The organism is Pseudothauera lacus (assembly GCF_003034845.1).
GTDB classification, from domain to species: Bacteria; Pseudomonadota; Gammaproteobacteria; order Burkholderiales; family Rhodocyclaceae; genus Pseudothauera; species Pseudothauera lacus.
Genome location: NZ_PZKC01000018.1, coordinates 20,912 through 38,664, shown reverse-complemented (window position 1 = coordinate 38,664; position 17,753 = coordinate 20,912). Strand labels below are relative to the sequence as shown.

Genomic DNA, 17,753 nt, shown 5'->3' with positions numbered 1-17,753 from the left:
CTCGGTACCACCCCTTCCCATCCCGAACAGGACCGTGAAACGAGACCGCGCCGATGATAGTGAGGTTCCCCTCGCGAAAGTAGGTCATCGTCAGACTAACCCACATTAACAAAGCCGCAAGATCAAAGCGATCTCGCGGCTTTGTTGCGTCTACGTGCCTCCACGGCACGCGCCGCACACCGCACGCTCGTGGGAGCGAATGGTAAGCGCCCGACAAACCCATCTGTCCGTGGCTCGTTAGTGCGCTGAAGATCGTGCCCACTAATTTTTATGGTGGACACTATGGACGTCGTCATCCCGCGCCGCACCCGGCGCACGCACAGCGAAGCCTTCAAACAGTCGGTCATCTCGGCCTGCAGCGAGCCCGGCGTGTCGGTGGCCGGCGTTGCGCTGGCCAACGGACTGAACGCCAACCAGGTGGCCGCTGGATGCGCGAGCGCAGTGTCGAGCCGCCGAAGGCCGGGAGGTGACGCTTGTGCGTTCTCGCTTCCTTGGCGGCGGTGCGGGTGTGCTGGAGACTTCCGCCGTTGCCGTGGGCAGGCGGAGGGGCGCGCCTGGGCTTGGCCCCGTGCCTGATCAGCGCCGAGGCGCCAGGATTACAGCAGGAAGAGCGTGGCGAGGCCGAGGAAGATGAAGAAGCCACCGGAGTCGGTCAGCGCGGTGATCATCACCGAGCTGCCGATGGCGGGGTCGGCGCCGAGGCGGATGCGGATCATCGGGATCAGCACCCCGGCGGTGGCCGCGAGCAGCAGGTTGAGGGTCATCGCAGCAGTCATCACGATACCGAGCGAGGCGCTGCCGTACAGCCACCAGGCGAGGACGCCGAGCAGACTGCCCCAGACCAGGCCGTTGAACAGTGCGACGCCGAGCTCCTTCTTCAGCAGGCGGTTGCGCGCGTCCTGCTCGACCTGCCCCATGGCGATGGCGCGCACGATCATGGTGATGGTCTGGTTGCCGGAGTTGCCGCCGATGCCGGCGACGATGGGCATCAGTGCGGCGAGGGCAACGAGCTTCTCGATCGAGCCTTCGAAGGCGCCGATGACACGCGAGGCGATGAAGGCAGTGACGAGGTTGATTGCCAGCCAGGCCCAGCGGTTCTTCACCGAATCCCATACCGAGGCGAAGATGTCTTCCTCTTCGCGCAGACCGGCGTGGGCGAGCATCTCGTGCTCGCTCTCCTCGCGGATGTAATCGACCACGTCGGCGACGGTGAGGCGGCCGATGACGCGTTTCTCTCCGTCGATCACCGGCGCGGAGATGAGGTCGTAGCGCTCGAAGGCCTGGGCGGCCTCGTCGGCGTCGTCGTCGGGCTGGAAGCTGATCACGGTGTCGCGGCGCATGACCTCCGCGACTTCACGCTCGGGGTCGCTGATGAGCAGTGATTCGAGGCTGAGGATGCCCTTCAGGTGATCCTCGCGGTCGACGACGAAGAGCTTGTCGGTGTGGTCGGGAAGTTCTTCGAAGCGGCGCAGGTAACGGAGGACCACTTCGAGGCTGACGTCTTCGCGCACGGTGACCATGTCGAAGTCCATCAGCGCGCCGACCGAATCCTCCGGGTAGGACATCGCTGCGCGCAGCTGCTCGCGCCCTTCGCTGTCGAGGGACTGGAAGACGTCCTGGATGACTTCCGGAGGGAGGTCGGGGGCGAGGTCGGCGAGTTCGTCGGCATCGAGCGTCTCGGCAGCGGCCTTGAGCTCGTGCGGATCCATCGTCTCGATGAGCGACTCGCGCACGGCGTCGGAGACTTCGAGGAGGATCTCGCCGTCGCGCTCGGCCTTGACCAGATCCCAGACGAAGAGGCGGTCGTCGCGCGGCAGCGCTTCGAGGATGTAGGCAATGTCGGCCGGATGCAGTTCGTCCAGGCGATGCTGGAGTTCGGCGACATGCTGCTTATGGACGAGGTTTTCGACCAGGTCGTGGCGTGGCATGTCCTGCCGGTGCACGAGTTCCTCGACCACCTTGTGACGTGCGAGCAGATCCTGCACTTCGCGCAGGTGTTGCTGGACGTCGTCGGGGTGGCGTTCTTCGTGCGCGGTCATGAGGGGCTGCCGTTGGTAATGGGCAAGGCGGGCTCGCAGAAGACGAATTTTACGGGCTAAGGCGGGCGGGCGCGACCCCGTGCGGCCTTGCTGGCGAAAAAAGAATCCGCGCTGTGCTCAGGGAATGCGGGTGTGGTGCATGCGCAGGCGCACGCGCTCGGCGTGGGCGGCGAGGCGGGGGCCGAACTGGCGCTCGTAGCGCCGCGGGCTGGGTAGCATGACGGCCAGGCGGGCGGCCTCGGCGGGGCCGAGGCGGGCAGCGGAGAGGCCGAAGTGGTGACGGGCGGCGGCCTCGGCGCCGTAGACACCGTTGCCCCACTCGGCGACGTTGAGATAGACCTCAAGTATGCGGCGCTTGTCCCAGCTCGCTTCAAGCATCACCGTAAGGATGGCTTCCTGGCCTTTGCGCAGGTAGCTGCGCGAGGGTGAGAGGAAGAGGTTCTTGGCGAGCTGCTGGGTGATCGTCGAACCGCCGGCGGCGGCTGTGCCGCGTTGCTGGTTGCGTTCCATGGCGCGCTGGATGCCGCCCCAGTCGAAGCCGCGGTGGTTCATGAAGTGATCGTCCTCGGCGGCGACCACGGCACGTTTGAGGTGGGGGGAAATGCGTTGGTAATCGACCCATTGATGACGCAGTGTGGCCCGGGGGTCTTCCTTGCGCAGTTCGGCGAGGCGCAGGCGCATGAAACGGGTGTCGGCAGGGTCGTTGTGCTTCCACCACAGGATGTGGGCGAAGAACCAGCCCTGGATGAGGATGAAGAGCGCGAGGAGGGCAAGGATGAGCCGAGCCGCCCACCGCAGTGTGCCATTCATCCGCTGTGGCCGTCGATGTGCGCGCGCAGGGTGGCGAGTACCGGGGCGGTGGACGGGCGTACGCCGCGCCAGAGCATGAAGCTCTCGGCAGCCTGCTCGACGAGCATGCCGAGGCCGTCGGCGAGGCGGGGGACGCCAAGGGCACGCAACTGGGCCAGGAAGGCAGTATCGCCGCGGCCGTACATCATGTCGTAGGCCAGCGATAGTTCGCGGTAGGCGCTCGCCGGCACCTCGGGGGCGCTGCCTTCGAGGCTGGCGGCAGTGGCGTTGATGACGAGGTCGAAGCCCTGCCCGTCGAGGGCTGCGAAGGCGCAGGCGCGCAACTCGCACTGCGCCGCGGCTGTGGCAAAGTGGGCGACCAGGGCTTCGGCCTTGGCGGGGCTGCGGTTGGCGATCACCAGACTGGCCGGCGCGCACTCCAGCAGGGGGAGCACGGCACCGCGCGCTGCGCCGCCGGCACCGAGCAGCAGCACCCGTGCGCCATGCAGTGCGAAGCCCAGATTGGCCTGGAGATCGCGGACGAGGCCGGCGCCGTCGGTATTGTCACCGAGGGTGCCGTCGGCGTCGAAGCGCAGGGTGTTGACCGCGCCCGCCGCGCGCGCCCGCGGGGTCAGGTGGTCGGCGAGGGCGTGGGCTTCGAGCTTGAACGGGACGGTGACGTTGGCGCCGCGTCCGCCGGCCTGGCGGAAGGCGTCGAGTGCGCCGGCAAAGCCGTCGACGGGGGCGAGGATGGCTTCGTAACGCAGCGCCTGGCCGGTCTGCGCGGCAAAGGCGGCGTGGATCAAGGGGGACTTGCTGTGGGCAACGGGGTTGCCGAAGACGGCGTAGCGATCCATGGGCCTGTTGCGGTGGTCGGTTACGGGGGGAGGGGGGGGCGGATTCAGTGCGCGCGCACCTGGTCGGCGTTGGTGAAGGTCCAGGTGCGGGTGATCTCGAGGATGTCGGTATCGCGGCGGATATCGGGCGGGAAGGGGGCGAAGGGCGAGGCCATCTGAATGATGCGGCGCGCGGCGTCGTCAAGGACGGGGTGGCCGGAGGAGCGCACGATGTCCACCGACTCGACCTCGCCGTCGGCGCGCAGGGTGACGGTGAGCATCAGGCTGCCGTAGAGCTTGCCGCGTGCCGCCTCGGGGTAGTTGAGCGTCCCTACGCGTTCGACTTTCAGGCGCCAGTCCTCGACGTACTGGGCGAAGCGGTATTCGCGCGCGCGCGCGCCCACCGAGGTGCGCCGCGGGCGCTTGGAGTACTCCTGCATGTCGCGTTCGATCTGCGCTTCGAGGCGCGCCATGGCGGCGGCGCTGTCAAAGAGGTCGAGCCCGCTGGTGGCCGTCTCCACCGGTGGTGCGCTGTCCTGCGGCGGCTCGCTGGGCAAGGCGACGGCGGCACTGGGGGCGGTGAGGGCGCGCTGGCGTGCCGTCTGCTGGGCTTCGCTGCGGCGCTGGGCGGTGACCAGGGCGTCGCCGTCGCGCTGCGCTTCCTGCGGCGGCAGCGGTGAACTCGGGCGCACCTGCTGTTCGGAGGTGCCGCCGCCGTCGAGGTTGGCCTGGGCGAGGACGTCGGCCTGCTCGGGGGCCTGGAGGTGACGGGCGTTGACCAGCACCACTTCGAGACCGCGATCGCGATCGGGGCGCTTGCCGGGGTCGGGGAGGGTGAAGCTGATGGTGAACAACAGCGCGTGGGCCGCCAGCGAGACGGTCATCGCTACCCCCAGCAGGCGGTTGCCGGCGGGCCGTCTGCGGGCCGGGGAGGACTTCGCTACAGGTTGTTCGACCGGGGTCTGCATGCCGTGATTCTACGATTCTTCGAACAGCGGTTCGGCAGAATCTCCGCGCTCGGGTTCCGCAAGGGTGGCGATGTAACGCGCCGAGACCTCGACGTCGAGCAGGTCGCTGCCCTCGATGGCGAGCTTGATGCGGCTGCCCGGGTACTGCAGGGGCAGCGAGGGCACCTTGAAGGCGAGCGGCGCCTTGTCGAGGCGCACCAGGTTGTCGCGCACCACGGTGGCCTCGATCTCGCGGGCGTCGAGCTGGCGCAGCCAGCGGATGCACCAGTAGCGCTCCATGTGGCGCTGGAACTCGGCGTAGGCGGCGTAGGTGAGCTCGAAATCGCGCAGCGCGGCCATCAGGTCGGTGGACTTGGGTGCGAAGGGCGCTTCGGTCCCGTTGAGCACGGCGATGAGCTGCCACTGGTTGACCAGATCGACATAGCGGCGCAGCGGCGAGCTCGACCACGCGTAGCAGTCCACGCCGAGACCTTCGTGAGGGCCGGCAGCGGTGGTCATGCGCACCTTGCCACCGCTCTGCACGCGATACAGGCCGGGTACGCCGACTTCGTCGAGCAGTTTGCCCCAGGTGCTGTTGGCGAGGATCATCAGCTCGGCGACCAGCTTGTCCATCGGGGAACCGCGCCGGCGCTGGCCGATGGTGACGTAACCGGGGCCGTCGGCGGTTTCGGTCTGCCAGTCGACATAGAAGCTGTGGTCGATCTGGTTGTGGTTGTCGGAGGCCTTGCCGCGCCCTGCTTCCAGTACCGTGGCGAGATCCCACAGTACGGTCAGTTCGCGCTTCCACTGGAAGTCGGGGCCGCCCTCGTGCAGGGTGTGTTCGTTGAACACCGGTTCGATGTCGTGGTGGCGCAGGTTGGCGACGATGGGTACGCTTTCAACCCGGCTCTCCTGTGCGGCGACCGAGAGATCGGCATTGACGTCGAGATAGAGCGATATCGCCGGGCAGTCGCGCCCCGCGGCGAGGGTGAAGCATTCCACTACCTCGTCGGGCAGCATGGTGATCTTGTGGCCGGGCATGTAGGCCGTCGACAGGCGGCGGCGGGCGATGGCGTCGAGGGTGGAGCCGCGTTCGAAGCCGAGTGCCGGGGCGGCGATGTGGATGCCGATGCGCCAGCCGCCCCCGGCGCGTGGGGTGACCGAGAAGGCGTCGTCGATCTCGGTGGTGGTGGCGTCGTCGATGGAAAAGGCGGCGACCTCGGCGCGCGGCAGCCCGCTGGGCGCGCAGGGTGCGGCGAAGGGCGGAAAGTCGAGCCCTTCGGGGAAGTGCTCGAAGAGGAAGCGGTTGTGATGGAACTCATGGCTGGATGCGAGCGCGCCGCACTTGAGAAGCAGGCGCGCGGCCGACAGCCCGGCGTCCACGCAGGCCGCTTCGAGGGCCTTGACCTCGGGGCGATTGCGGTCGGGACGGTAGAGCAGCTGCGGGATCATGCCGCGGAAGGCATCGGGGAGCTGGCCGCCGAGCAGCTCGGCACGCATGGCATCGATGGCGGCGGCCTGCTGGCGCTTCTTTTCGAGGCCGGCGAGGGCGGCCTGCAGGATGTCCTGCGGCGCCTTGCGGAAGCGCCCCTTGCCCTTGCGGTGGAAATGGATCGGGGCGGAATGCAGGCGCAGCAGCACGGTTGCCGCTTCCACGGCGCTGGGGCTGTGGCCGTGGTACTCGGCCGCGAAGTCGCCGAAGGCGAATTCGTCGTCGCCGCAGACTTCCCAGAGGAAGTCGATGTCGAGCTGCTCGGCCTCGGCCTCGGCGCGGCTGAGCAGTTCGGCGGGCCCGGGTTCGCGAAAGTTGAGCAGCACGTTGGCGCGCTTGAGCTTCACGCGTTTGCCGTGAGTGGTCTCCACCTGCAGGGTGGCATCGTTATCAGCGAGCACGGTGGCGGCCTTGAAGGCCCCGTCCTCCTCGAACAGCACGAACATCGGCAACCGCCAGAAAGTGAGCAAGCCCGTTAGTTTAGCGGATTCGGCCGGCGCCGTTCCGGCTCATCGGTGCCGCCGGGCGGCGCTCGCCATGTCCAGCGAATAGACCGCCAGCGCCGCCCAGATCAGCCCGAAGCCGATCAGCTGCAGGTTGTCGAAGGGTTCGCGGAAGACGAAGACGGCGAGCACGAAGTTCAGCGTGGGGGCAATGTATTGCAGGAAGCCGATGGTGGACAGGGGCAGGCGTTGTGCGCCGAAGGCAAAGAGCATCAGTGGAACGGCGGTAAGCACCCCGGCCAGTGGCAGCAGCCAGTCGGTGGCCGCGCCATGGCCGAAGTTGAGCTCGCCATGTACGGCCAGCCAGCCCAGCCAGGCGAGGGCGAGCGGCAGGGTGAGCAAGGTTTCGACGAACAGGCCACTGACCGCGTCGATCGGCGCGCGCTTGCGCAGCAGGCCGTAGAAGCCGAAGGTCAGGGCGAGGAAGAGGGCCACCCAGGGCAGGGCGCCGACCTGCAGCATGCGCCACAGCACGCCGGCACAGGCCAGTGCTACCGCGACCTGCTGCAACGGGCGCAGCCGTTCGCCAAGGAAGAGGCGGCCGAGCAGTACGCTGACCAGCGGATTGATGAAGTAGCCCAGGCTGGCTTCCAGCACGCGGTCGGCGGAGATCGCCCACACGAAGACCAGCCAGTTGCTGCCGGTGAGCACGGCCGTGAGTGTCAGCACGGCGAGCAGTCGGGGCTCGGTACGCAGGCGGCGCAGGTGGCCGAAGCCGCGCCACAGCGCGAGCAGGGCGGCGAGCAGGAGCGCCGACCACAACACGCGGTGGGCGACGATCTCGACGGGCGGGACGCTGCCGACGGCCTTGAAGTAGAGCGGCGCCAGCCCCCAGATGGCGAACGCCGTGAACGCCGCGGGCACGGCGTGGCGGGCGCCGCCCGCGTTCATGCTTGCGCGCTGGCGATCAGGCAGAGCGCATCGACGCGATAGCCCGTGCCCTCGCGATGGCTCTCCAGTGCCTCGGCGACCGCGGCGACGAGGGCCTGTTGGCGTTCTCCGGGCAGGCCGGCAAGCGCCTCGCTGACGCCGCCGGCGAGGCTGAGGAAGGCCTGCCAGTAATCCTCCGGCGTGTCGAAGTGGCAGGCGAAGCGGCAGGGCTCGATACGTACGTCGGAGAAGCCGGCCTCGTGCAGGGCGGCGGTGAGCACGGCCTCGTCGCCGAAACGGAACACCGAAGGTCGCTGTACCTTGGGCGGCGGCAGGGTGGCGGCAATGGCATCCTGGGCGCGTGCGATCAGCGCCACCTGGTCGCGCGGACCCCATACCGAGAGCACCAGCCTGCCGCCGCGGCGCAGGACGCGGCGGGCTTCGCCGAGCGCCAGGCCGGGGTGGGGGAACATGAACAGCGCGAGGCCGGCGAGGACACGGTCGAAGCGTGCATCGGGCAGGCACAGGTGCTCGGCGTCGGCGGCTACCCCGGCGAGGCCGTGGCATCCCTCCGCGGCAGCGCGCGCGAGACCTTCGGCGAGCATGCCTTCGGCAATGTCGGTGGCCAGCACCCAGCCGCCGGGGGCGACATGCGCGGCGGCATCGCGGGCCAGCAGGCCGGGGCCGCTGGCGAGGTCGAGGACCTGCTGGCCGGGGCTGAGTCCGGCGTGGGCGAGCAGCGCGCTGGCCAGCTCGGCGCGCAGGTGTGCGGTGTCGGCATAGGCTGCAGCGATGCGGTTGAAGCCGCTGCGTTCCTGAGCCTTGAAGCGGCGGGTGTCGAACTGCGCGGGGGTACTCATTGCAGGCCTGCGAAGTGGATGATGTCGTCGAGGTAGTCGCTCCAGCGCGTGAAGCTGTGGTCGCCGCCGTCGAGCACGGTCTGGCGTGCGCCGGCGTAGCGCGCCACTGCGGCGCGGTAATCGAGCACTTCGTCACCGCGTTCGACGAGCAGCCAGTAGCGCTGCGGATCGCTCAGGGTGGGGACTTCGAGCGCGCGCAGCTCGGCAAGATGGTCGCGGGTGAGTTCGAAACGCTCGCCGGTGTACAGATTGCTCTGCCAGCCCAGCCAGGGCTCCAGCGACAGCGCAGCCACTACCGCCGGGTTCACCAGCACGGCCTGCAGGCCGTGGCGTTCGGCCAGCCAGGTGGCGTAGTAACCGCCCAGCGAACTGCCCACCAGGGTGGGCGGTTGCTGTGGCGCGCGGGTGCGCTGGAGGGCGATGCGGGCCTCGACCAGGGTCATTGCCGCAGCCGGCGAGGGCGGCAGCTGCTCGCACCAGAGCTGCTCGGCGAGGCCGCGCTCGGCCATGCGGGCGGCCAGCGCGCGGACCTTGTGAGAGGCCGGGGCGGAGCGGAATCCGTGCAGGTAGATGATCATCGTTGGCGAATCAGGCAGTGAGTCGTTCGAGCTGTGCCAGCCAGTGCAGGGCGGCGTCGCGATCCTTGCCGCACATCTCCGCAGCGGGCTGCAGGCTGCCGCATACCGCAGGGCGGCGGGGGTCGCCGAAGAGACGGCAGCGCAGTTCGGCGTCGAGCTGTACGCAGGGCACGCCGGCTGCCTTGCCGTCTTCCATGCCCGGAATCGGCGAGGAGATCGACGGCGCGATGCAGCAGGCGGCGCAGGCGGGGCGGCATTCCAAGGCGGTGGTCCTGCTCAGCCGCGGTGGGGCAGTTGCTGCCACCACTCCAGCACGGCGCCCACGTCGGCTGCGAGCAGGGTGGCGCCGTCTCCGGTAAAGGCCAGCCAGTCGGCGACGAAGCGTTCGCCGACGGCGGTGAGCATGGGGGTGCCGGTGCTCGCCGCCAGCCCCATCTCTTCGCGCAGACCGCCGCCGCCCACCTCCTGGGCGCCGAACTTGTTGAACAGCACCAGCTCGGCGCCGCTGTCGATGGCACGTCGTACCGCCACGGCGGCCTCGGCCAGCGCGCCGGGGTCGAGCCGGCAGGCGGTCGAGCCGCTGCCCAGATCCTGGCTGAGGATGAAGCGCGCGCCGCTGGCGAGGTCCTCCAGTTCCATGCTGCAGGGGTCGCCGGGAGTGGTGCGCGCGTCATGCTGCAGTACGCCGCCCAGGCGCACGCCGCTGGCGGCCAGCGCGGCGGCGGCGGCGCGCATGAAGGCGCCGATGTCCAGCGTGGGTGGGTAGACAACGGCGGCGATGGGGAGCTTGGCGGCAGTCATGACGGCGGGCCGGGTGGCGTGAAGGCGCTATTGTCGCACTTGCGCGGCGGGCGGCGCAGCGCTGTGTGCATCCGCCGGCCGGTGCATGCCCCATTCGACCACCTGCCACTGCGCGGGGGCGATCCGCCAGCTGGCGAGGGCGCGCCCTTGCGGCGCCAGCGCGAAGGTGTCGTGATCGCTCACCTCCACCGCCGTGCGCCACAGCGCGCGGGCCAGTGCAGTGGCATCACGGAAGGCGGCGGGATCGAGATCGTCGGCCGGTAGCGGTGCCGTGCCGGCCGACAGCACGTCGTGCCAGCTCGCCCAGTGGTGGAGGCGCAGGGCGTCTGCCAGTGCGCCGCGCCACGCCGGCAGCAGCGCCGGATCGAGCGCCTGGCCGAGGACGTTGGCGAACAGGATCGCCGCCTGCGGATAGGCCGCGGCCAGCGCGCCCGGGCCGCCGCCGTCGTGCAGGCAGTCGAGGCGGTCGAAGTGCCAGGCGATCTGCGCAAAGCGTCGCCTGAGCAGGGTGCGGGCGAGCGGGTCGGGTTCGAGGGCGCGAACGCTGCGAAAGCGGGCGAGGAAGGCCGCGTCGAGGGCATAGCCGGCGGACGGGCCGACCACCACCAGGGTGTCCGTCGGCGGCCGCCAGTCATGCAGCCAGCGCTGCACCGTGGCGATGTAGGGTGCCCACAGGCTGTGCCGGAAGCGCAGCGCCCGCAGGTGGTAGCCCAGCCCGCCAGACGGGTCGTTGAGGTGGGGGCGCAGGAGACGCTGCAGACGCCCCTCCGCCTGCACCCGGCTATCAAGCTCTTCCTCGATCACCAGCAGACCAGGACCAGGATCGGCTTCTGCATCACCGCGCGCATATGAGCCGGACGGCGCGATCTTCTGTGGGCACGCGCTGTTTTCCAGCACCTCTACGGCGGTGGCGCTGGCCTGTTCGGAAACACGCTGGGCACTGCTCATGCGCTGTAGCTTACACCCGACGACAGGGTCAGGGTGCTGTCAGTCGTCGAAGCCTGTAAAAGGCCCCTCTTCCCGAGTGCCCAACTCGCTGACTGACCAGCCGCCGCCCAGTGCGCGGTAGAGCTGGATCACCGATTGGTGAACGTCGCGGGTGAGTTGTGAGAGGGCCAGTTCGCTGTCGAAGAGCTGTCGTTCGGCGTCGAGGACTTCGAAATAGCTGGAGATGCCGGCCAGGAAGCGGGCCTCCACGATGCGCAGCCGGTCACGATTGGCCAGCGCCACACGCTCGCTGGCGATGCGCTGCTGCGACAGGAAGGTGAGGGCGGCGAGGGCGTCCTCGACTTCCCGGAAGGCCTGGCGGACGGCGGCCTTGTATTGTTCGACCAACAGGCGCTGCTGGCTTTCGGCGATGTTCACGCCAGCGCGCAGGCGCCCGCCGTCGAAGATCGATACGCCGACAGCCGGCTCGATCGACCACGCAAAACGGTCGCCCAGCACCAGACGGCCAAGGTCAGGACTGATGAAGCCGGCCAGTGTGGTCAGTGTCAGGCGCGGCAGGTAGGCCTTGCGCGCGGCCGAAATGTCGGCCTGGGCCGCACGCAGTGCAGCCTCTGCGGCAACGATGTCGGGGCGACGCAACAGCAGATCGGACGGCAGGCCGGCCGGCAGGTGCTGCGGCACCGATACTTCGCCCAGGGTCAGCGCACGCTCGACCGACCCGGGGGTGCGCCCGAGCAGAACGGAGAGTGCATGCTCGATCTGACGGCCGCGGCGCTGCTGATCGGCGAGCGACTGCGCGGCCGAGGCGAGCAGGGATTCCGCCTGGCGGACATCGAGCATGGAGGCGATGCCCTCATCGAAGCGCGCCTGGATGAGCCGCAGCGATTGAGCGCGCCCGGACAGGGTTTCTGCGGTGATGGCCTGGCGGGTGTCGAGATCGAGCAGGTCGAAGTACAGGCTGGCCACCTGGGCTGCGACGCTGATCCTTACTGCCGCAGCGGTCGCCTCGGCGGACTCGGCGGTGCTGCGCGCGGCGGTGGTGCGATCGGCGAGACGGCCCCACAGGTCGAGCTCCCAACTGCTGGTCAGCGCCAGGGTGCCGCGTTCGGACAGGCTGTTGGCGTCCGGCAGGAAGCCGGGGGCGCGCTGGCGTATCGCGCTGCCGGCTGCATTCAGTTGCGGCAGCGCGGAGGCGGCCTCCAGGCCGACCTGCAGCCGGGCCAGCGTCACCCGCTCTGCGGCGATACGGGCGTCCGAGCCGGCCGACAAAGCCTCGCTGATCAGGGCATCGAGTTCGGGCACAGGATAGATTGAGGACAAGGTCTGTTTCGTGAGCGCAGCCTCACTGCGGGCGTCGACTGGGGTGCTGCGCCACTGCGCAGGCGTTTCTACAGTCGGTGGCGAAAAGGCGGGCATGCCAAGACAGCCGGTCAGCAGCAGGCTGCTGAGAATCCCTCCCAGCCGTTGTGCGAGGGCCAGTGGCGATGGGCGGGCGAAGCGTCGTGAGACCGCTGGCGCTGTGTGAGGTGCGATGCCCTCGGGTCGACCGCAGGCTTGCCAGCGTGTCAGCAGGGCGCTCATGCCGGACTCCCGTTGGCTGCGATGCCATCGATCGTCCGGGTTTCCGGCTGGGCGCTTGGCGGTGCTGCTGGGTCAGCCTGGCCGCCTGCGCTCGTTTCATCATTGCGGATGCGGAAGATAACCACATACAGCAGTGGCACCACGATCAAGGTCAGGCCGGTGGCGAAGATCAGGCCAAACATGATGGTGATGGCCATGCTGTGGAAGAACGGGTCGACCATCAGCGGCGCGACCCCGAGCACGGTGGTGGCCGCCCCCAGGAAAACCGGGCTTGCCCGGCTCACCGCTGCATCCATCACTGCCCGCAGGCGGGCCTTGCCTTCGCGGATTTCTGCATCGATCTGATCGACCAGTACGATGGCGTTTTTGATCATCATCCCGGTGAGGCTGAGGAAGCCCAGAATGGCCATGAACTCGAACGGTGCCTGGAATATGAGCAGGCCGATAGCGACTCCGACCACCCCTAGTGGCACGGTCAGCCAGATCACCGCGGCCTGGCGCAGTCCATTGAACATCACGATAACGGCGACCACCATCGCCAGAAAACCATAGGGTGCGGTCGCGGTGAGACCGGCATTGGCCTCGGCAGACGCCTTGTGCTCGCCATGCCACTCCAGCACATAGCCAGGTGGTAACGGTATCGCTTCGATCTGTGGTCTAAGGCGCTCGAACAGTGGATTGGACAACTCGCCGGCTGGCGGGTCGCACTGGGCCTTGATCATCGCGAAGCGGTTCTCGCGCCGGATGATGGCGTTCTCCATGCGGGTGTCGAGCGAGATCAAAAACTGTTCGACCGGTACATACAGCCCTGCGGCCGGGCTGAACACCTGGACGTTGCGCAGGTCCTCGACGCCGCCGCGCTCGTCGGCGGGCGGCTGGGCGATGATGGGGATGAGCCGCTCGCGTTCGCGAAAGACGCCGATCTGCTCACCGCTGAAGTTGCGCGCCAGCGCCGCCGAGATGTCGGTGGGTGTTAGCCCGGCGCGTTGCGCCGCCTCGACCGAGATGTGCGGCACCACCACCGCGACCGGCTGACGCCAGTCGTCCTGAATGGCGACTGCGGCCGGGTCGCTGGCCATGATTTCCTTGGCCTGATCCGCCAGCAGGCGTAGCACCGCCGGATCCGGCCCACGGAAAGCCGCTTCGATCTTCTTGCCGCCGCCGCGGCCAAGCATGAACTTCCATACCTTGACGTCCGCATGCGGGTAGGCCTGTTCCAACTCGGGCTGCAGTCGGTCGATCAGGCCGACGATGTCCTCGAAGCGTTCCACGTCCACCAGCAACTGACCGTAGGCGGGGTTGGGATCTTCCGGCACGTAGGTGAGCATGAAGCGCAGTCCGCCCTGTCCGACGAAACTGGTCACATGGGTTACCCCGGGCTGGGTGCGCACCCGTTGTTCCGCATCCTCGATCAGTTTGGCAGTGCTGTGAATGTCGGTGCCTTGCGGAAGATAGAGGTCGACCACGAACTGGGGGCGTGCCGAGTCCGGCATGAAGCCGGGCGGCACATAAGCGAAGGCGATCACGCCGCCAGCGAACAGGCCGACCAGCACTCCGCCGCTCAGCAGGCGGTGGCGAAGTGTGGCCCCGAGCATTGCCCGATAGGTGCGCAGCATGCGGCTCTCGCGCGCCGCATCGGATTCGATGATGCGGGTCTTGAGAAAGTGCGCGCACAGCAGCGGGGTCAGGGTGATGGCGAACACCCACGACAGCAGCATCGAATACAGGATCACCCAGAACAATGAACCCGCGTATTCGCCCATGTCGCTGGGCGACAGGCCGATGGCACTGAAGGCCAGAATGCCGACCAGCGTGCCGCCCAGCAGTGGCCAGATAGTGGCCTGCACTACCGCGGCCGCAGCGCGACTGACGGCTTCGCCACGCCTCATCCGCACCAGAATGCCGTCGGTAACGACGATGGCGTTATCCACCAGCATGCCGAGTGCGATGATCAAGGCCCCGAGCGAGATGCGCTGCATCGCGATGCCATCGAAGTACATCGCAATCAGGGTGCCGGCCACCGTCAGTACCAGCACGAAGCCGATGATCAGACCGCTGCGCAGACCCATGAATACCAGCAGTACCGCCACCACGATAACCACCGCGGCAATCAGGTTGAGCACGAAGTCATTGACCGCGGTGCGTACCGCATCGGACTGGAATGACACCACGTTGAGCGTCATGCCGAGTGGGTGCTGCGAGTCGAGTTGCGCGAGGCGTTGCTTGACCGCATCGCCCATCGCCACCACATTGCCGCCCAGTACGTTGGAGACACCGATGCCGATCGCCGGACGGCCATCATGCCGCATCAGTGCCGTGGGTGGGCTGAGGTAGTCGCGGCGGACCTCGGCCAGATCACCCAGGCGGATCAGTCCGGTTGTCGCATCGCCACCAACCACCAATTCGGCCAGCGCCGCGGCGGAGGGCAGGTCGCCCTCCGGGTGAATCTGCAGCCGGAAAGGGTCGGCTTCGACCACTCCAGCGGGAGTGATGAGGTTCTGCGCCCGCAATGAGGCGTAAATCTGCGACAGAGGAATGCCTATGCGCGCGGCGCGAGCGCGAGAGATCTCGATGTAGATGGCCTCCCGCTGTTCGCCGAGCAGGGTGACCTTGGAGACGCCCGGCACCAGCACCAGTTCGCGCCGCAGCAGGTCGGCGTAGTCGAACAGTTCGCGTGCGGTATGCCCTTCGCCGGTGAGGGCAAAGAACAGCGCATAGACATCGCCGACGTCGCTGCGCACTGCCGGCTGCGCCGCACCGGGCGGCAGACTGCGGGACACGTCCTCGATCTTGGAGCGTAGTTTGTTCCACACCAGGTCGAGTTCGGCCTGGGTGTGCGAGAAAGCGAGCTTGGCCTCGACCTTGACCAGCGATTCACCTGCGCGCGAAATCGAGCGAACTTCCTCGACTTCCTGAAGTTGCTGCACCGCACCTTCGATCAGGTCGGTGATCTCGTCCGCGACCTGAGTGGGAGATGCGCCGGGATACTGGGTCACCACCACCGCCTGGCGGATGATGAACTCCGGGTCCTCGAAGCGCCCCAGTTTTTCGTAGGCGAGGTAACCGCCTGCCAGCACCATAACGGTGATCAGCCAGGCGACAACCGGTCTTTGCAGGGTATAGGCAGCGATATTCATCGGGCAGCGCTCATCGCGCCTCGGTGGGGCGAATGGTCATGCCCTCGCGCAGGGATTGCAGTGCGGCCACTGCGATGCGGTCGCCGCGTTGAAGCCCGGAAGCGATCTGGACCGTGTCCCCCTGGATCTCGCCCAGGGTTACGGTGACCGCGCTGGCCTGGTTGTTGGCGTCGAGGCGCCAGACCCGCGGCAATCCATCCGGAGCGGCGGTGACGGCGCGCAGAGGCACGCGCAGTTGCGCCTCGGCCGGCGAGGTGGCATCACCAAACGGAATCGCCGTTGCCGACATGCCGGGCAGAAGGGTGAGTCCCTCGTATTCCGGCAGGATGCTGAGAACGATCTCGAAGGTCTGCGTCTGGGGGTTGGCCTCGGCGCTGAAGGACTTGAGCCGCAGCGGTACGCTGCGGTCGGCCTGTCCCTCGAACACCGCGATTGCGCCATCCCGCGGGCGCTGAGTGCGGAGAATCCGCTCAGGCACGTTGATCACTAGTTCCAGATGATCCAGGTCCTGAAAGTCCGCTACCGCCTGTCGGCTCTGTACGCTGGCGAAGGTTTCCACCCGGCGGCGGGTGATCATGCCGTCGAAAGGCGCGCGGATCACCGTGTCGGCCAACTCCTGCTCGGCGGCGGCCAACTGGGTGCGCGCAACCTCCAACCGGCTGATGCGTTCATCCACCTCGGCGCGGGCAACCGCCAGTTCGGTTTCCCAGAGTCGACGGTAGCGCTCAAGGTCGATCCCGGCGCGCTCGAACTCCGCCCGTGCAGAAGCCACGCGGGCCTTGTATACCCGGTCGTCGAGTCGCGCCACGACCATCCCGGCGCGAACTCGCTTGCCCTCGGGGACTGCAAATTCGGCCACGAAACCGGGAACATTGAATGCGAGCTCGGCACGCTGTGCAGAGCGGATACGGCCAGGAAAGCGCAGTTTGGTGTCGATGGCGTGAGATTCGACGGTGACAACCGGAACCGGTGGAGGGGCGCTGTCTTCCACCGTCGGTTCGGCCGCCGGTTGGCAACCGGTCAGCACGAACAGCACGGTGAGGCAGATCAGGGGGGTGATCCGGTGTTGACGTCCGCTGATGAGGGGATCATTCATGGAGCATCACACGCGCATGGAGGAAACGGTCACGAAAGTATATGCCATCTACTCTGCGTGCAACTTCGGTGGCCTGTGCCGGGTCGATCGCCATTTCCACCAGTACCCAGGGTTTGTCAGGGTCGCCCTCGGTCACTACCTGGATGTTGATTACCGGGCCGAAGTGGCTCATGCGTTCGCTGAGGAGGTCGCGGTCGAAGTCCCCATGCAGGCCGGTTAACAGGATTTTCATGAATGGCTCCCGGGTGGAGTGTGCGAGTCGGCAGTGCGGGGGGCGTAACGGACCGTTCAGCGACGCGCGGCGCGAAAGCGTAGCCGAAGGATACCGACATCCATCGCTCGCCGTGTCGATCAAGACCCATTTTGGGCCAAGGCGTGCACGCCCGACTGGCGCACCAGCTCAGTCCAGTTCCACGCGGCGCAGCATGTCCTCGATCGTCCGCGCGGTGCTGAGCAGTCGTTTCACCGTCTCACGAGTGAACTCGATTACCGAGTCGTCCACGCCGGAAGCGCACACCTGCCAACGTCCGTCAGCATCCCGTTGGGCCTTGCCTGCGTCACGCAGTCGCTCCAACTTGCGACGAACGGTTTCCTTGGGCAAGCCAGCTACCTGCACGATATCAATGGTCCGGACTGGGTGCTTTGGGCCAAGCAGATAGCCGTTTTCGTCAAGGATGTCTGCCGGGGCGGCGCCCGGGGTAATCGAGCGCGCCACATTCAGATGGGCCAGGATGCCCCATATCATGACGGTTTCCAGGTCCAGCTCCAGGCCCTGGCTGACGCGGCGCATGTGCTCGATCAGGTGCCGGTTGGCTGCAAAGGCAACCATGGAGAAAGCTTTGTCGAAACGGCGATCGAAGTCTTGCATGGTGGAAGCCTCCCGAACGTGCTTGCCCGGGGCTCGGGGGGCAGGCAGAACGCATCGAATTGGTGACAATCTTCTGCCATTTCAGTCCCGCTGCCTATGTCTTGCAGTAGCCAGATTTTCGATATGGTGCGGTAGCTTGATCAAGCTGCTCGGGGCCTGACTTCACCCCGATGTGACTGTAAACGTCCCCAAAGATGCCCTTGCACGGGCACTTCCGCTTCTGCGGCGATTGCCCTGCATGCCATCGTCACTGTCAACTGGCGCCATCGTGGAGGAGTGCGACTGAATCTCTCCGCTTATATGGGAGGGGGCAGGCGAGAAAAACCGGCCCAGACCGGGTGCCTTCGCCGGTGGTAAAGACGAGAGCATCGGCAGATATGCTCAGCAGACGGCGCAGGTTCATGACTT

16 protein-coding genes and 1 rRNA gene are annotated in these 17,753 nt (G+C 67.3%); 1 reads left to right on the top strand and 16 read right to left on the bottom strand.

Annotated features, from left to right (window positions below; all coding sequences use genetic code 11):
• Positions 1–96: ribosomal RNA gene (gene rrf / locus C8261_RS16080) — 5S ribosomal RNA — on the top strand; the annotation flags it as partial.
• A gap of 500 nt (positions 97–596) precedes the next feature.
• On the opposite strand, the gene mgtE is transcribed toward rrf, so the two are convergent.
• The 16 genes from mgtE to C8261_RS16000 form a co-directional block, all read right to left on the bottom strand.
• A complete protein-coding gene (gene mgtE, locus C8261_RS16075) occupies positions 597–2,039 on the bottom strand; it encodes a magnesium transporter (RefSeq protein WP_107494749.1) in 1,443 nt (480 codons plus the stop codon).
• 117 nt (positions 2,040–2,156) lie between these two features.
• Positions 2,157–2,849 (bottom strand): monofunctional biosynthetic peptidoglycan transglycosylase, encoded by a 693-nt coding sequence (gene mtgA / locus C8261_RS16070; RefSeq protein WP_107494748.1) that lies wholly within the window; start codon positions 2,847–2,849, stop codon positions 2,157–2,159.
• Positions 2,846–3,685, bottom strand: a complete 840-nt coding sequence (gene aroE / locus C8261_RS16065; protein ID WP_107494747.1) for a shikimate dehydrogenase — start codon at positions 3,683–3,685, stop codon at positions 2,846–2,848. Before aroE ends, mtgA begins: the two co-directional genes overlap by 4 nt.
• Positions 3,686–3,729: 44 nt before the next feature.
• Complete coding sequence (locus C8261_RS16060) at positions 3,730–4,632, bottom strand: energy transducer TonB (RefSeq protein WP_107494746.1); 903 nt, start codon at positions 4,630–4,632, stop codon at positions 3,730–3,732.
• A 9-nt stretch (positions 4,633–4,641) separates the two neighbouring features.
• On the bottom strand, positions 4,642–6,549 hold the full coding sequence (locus C8261_RS16055) for a ribonuclease catalytic domain-containing protein (RefSeq protein ID WP_107494745.1): 1,908 nt from the start codon (positions 6,547–6,549) through the stop codon (positions 4,642–4,644).
• Positions 6,550–6,612: 63 nt separating this feature from the next.
• On the bottom strand, positions 6,613–7,497 hold the full coding sequence (rarD, locus tag C8261_RS16050) for an EamA family transporter RarD (RefSeq protein ID WP_181358973.1): 885 nt from the start codon (positions 7,495–7,497) through the stop codon (positions 6,613–6,615).
• Positions 7,494–8,336, bottom strand: coding sequence for a class I SAM-dependent methyltransferase (locus C8261_RS16045; RefSeq protein WP_107494744.1), 843 nt, complete (start codon positions 8,334–8,336; stop codon positions 7,494–7,496). Before C8261_RS16045 ends, rarD begins: the two co-directional genes overlap by 4 nt.
• Entirely contained in the window at positions 8,333–8,914 is a 582-nt protein-coding gene (locus C8261_RS16040) for a YqiA/YcfP family alpha/beta fold hydrolase (RefSeq protein ID WP_107494743.1), read from the bottom strand. The genes C8261_RS16045 and C8261_RS16040 overlap by 4 nt, the downstream gene beginning before the upstream one ends.
• Positions 8,915–8,924: 10 nt before the next feature.
• Positions 8,925–9,176 carry a YkgJ family cysteine cluster protein gene (locus C8261_RS16035; RefSeq protein WP_107494742.1) on the bottom strand — a complete coding sequence of 84 codons (252 nt, stop codon included), beginning with the start codon at positions 9,174–9,176 and terminating at the stop codon, positions 8,925–8,927.
• Between the two features lie 14 nt (positions 9,177–9,190).
• The gene (locus tag C8261_RS16030; RefSeq protein WP_107494741.1) at positions 9,191–9,715 is read right to left on the bottom strand and encodes a DUF2478 domain-containing protein; all 525 of its coding nucleotides are present in this window, start codon (positions 9,713–9,715) and stop codon (positions 9,191–9,193) included.
• 27 nt (positions 9,716–9,742) lie between these two features.
• Positions 9,743–10,663: a hypothetical protein gene (locus tag C8261_RS16025; protein ID WP_107494740.1), complete on the bottom strand. Its 921-nt coding sequence runs from the start codon at positions 10,661–10,663 to the stop codon at positions 9,743–9,745.
• A gap of 39 nt (positions 10,664–10,702) precedes the next feature.
• Positions 10,703–12,244, bottom strand: coding sequence for an efflux transporter outer membrane subunit (locus C8261_RS16020; RefSeq protein ID WP_107494739.1), 1,542 nt, complete (start codon positions 12,242–12,244; stop codon positions 10,703–10,705).
• The gene (locus tag C8261_RS16015) at positions 12,241–15,381 is read right to left on the bottom strand and encodes an efflux RND transporter permease subunit (RefSeq protein WP_107494738.1); all 3,141 of its coding nucleotides are present in this window, start codon (positions 15,379–15,381) and stop codon (positions 12,241–12,243) included. Before C8261_RS16015 ends, C8261_RS16020 begins: the two co-directional genes overlap by 4 nt.
• A 10-nt stretch (positions 15,382–15,391) precedes the next feature.
• Positions 15,392–16,477, bottom strand: coding sequence for an efflux RND transporter periplasmic adaptor subunit (locus tag C8261_RS16010; RefSeq protein ID WP_107494737.1), 1,086 nt, complete (start codon positions 16,475–16,477; stop codon positions 15,392–15,394).
• Entirely contained in the window at positions 16,470–16,709 is a 240-nt protein-coding gene (locus C8261_RS16005; protein WP_107494736.1) for an RNA-binding protein, read from the bottom strand. The genes C8261_RS16010 and C8261_RS16005 overlap by 8 nt, the downstream gene beginning before the upstream one ends.
• Before the next feature lie 168 nt (positions 16,710–16,877).
• Positions 16,878–17,345 (bottom strand): hypothetical protein, encoded by a 468-nt coding sequence (locus tag C8261_RS16000; RefSeq protein WP_107494735.1) that lies wholly within the window; start codon positions 17,343–17,345, stop codon positions 16,878–16,880.
• Positions 17,346–17,753: the final 408 nt, after the last annotated feature.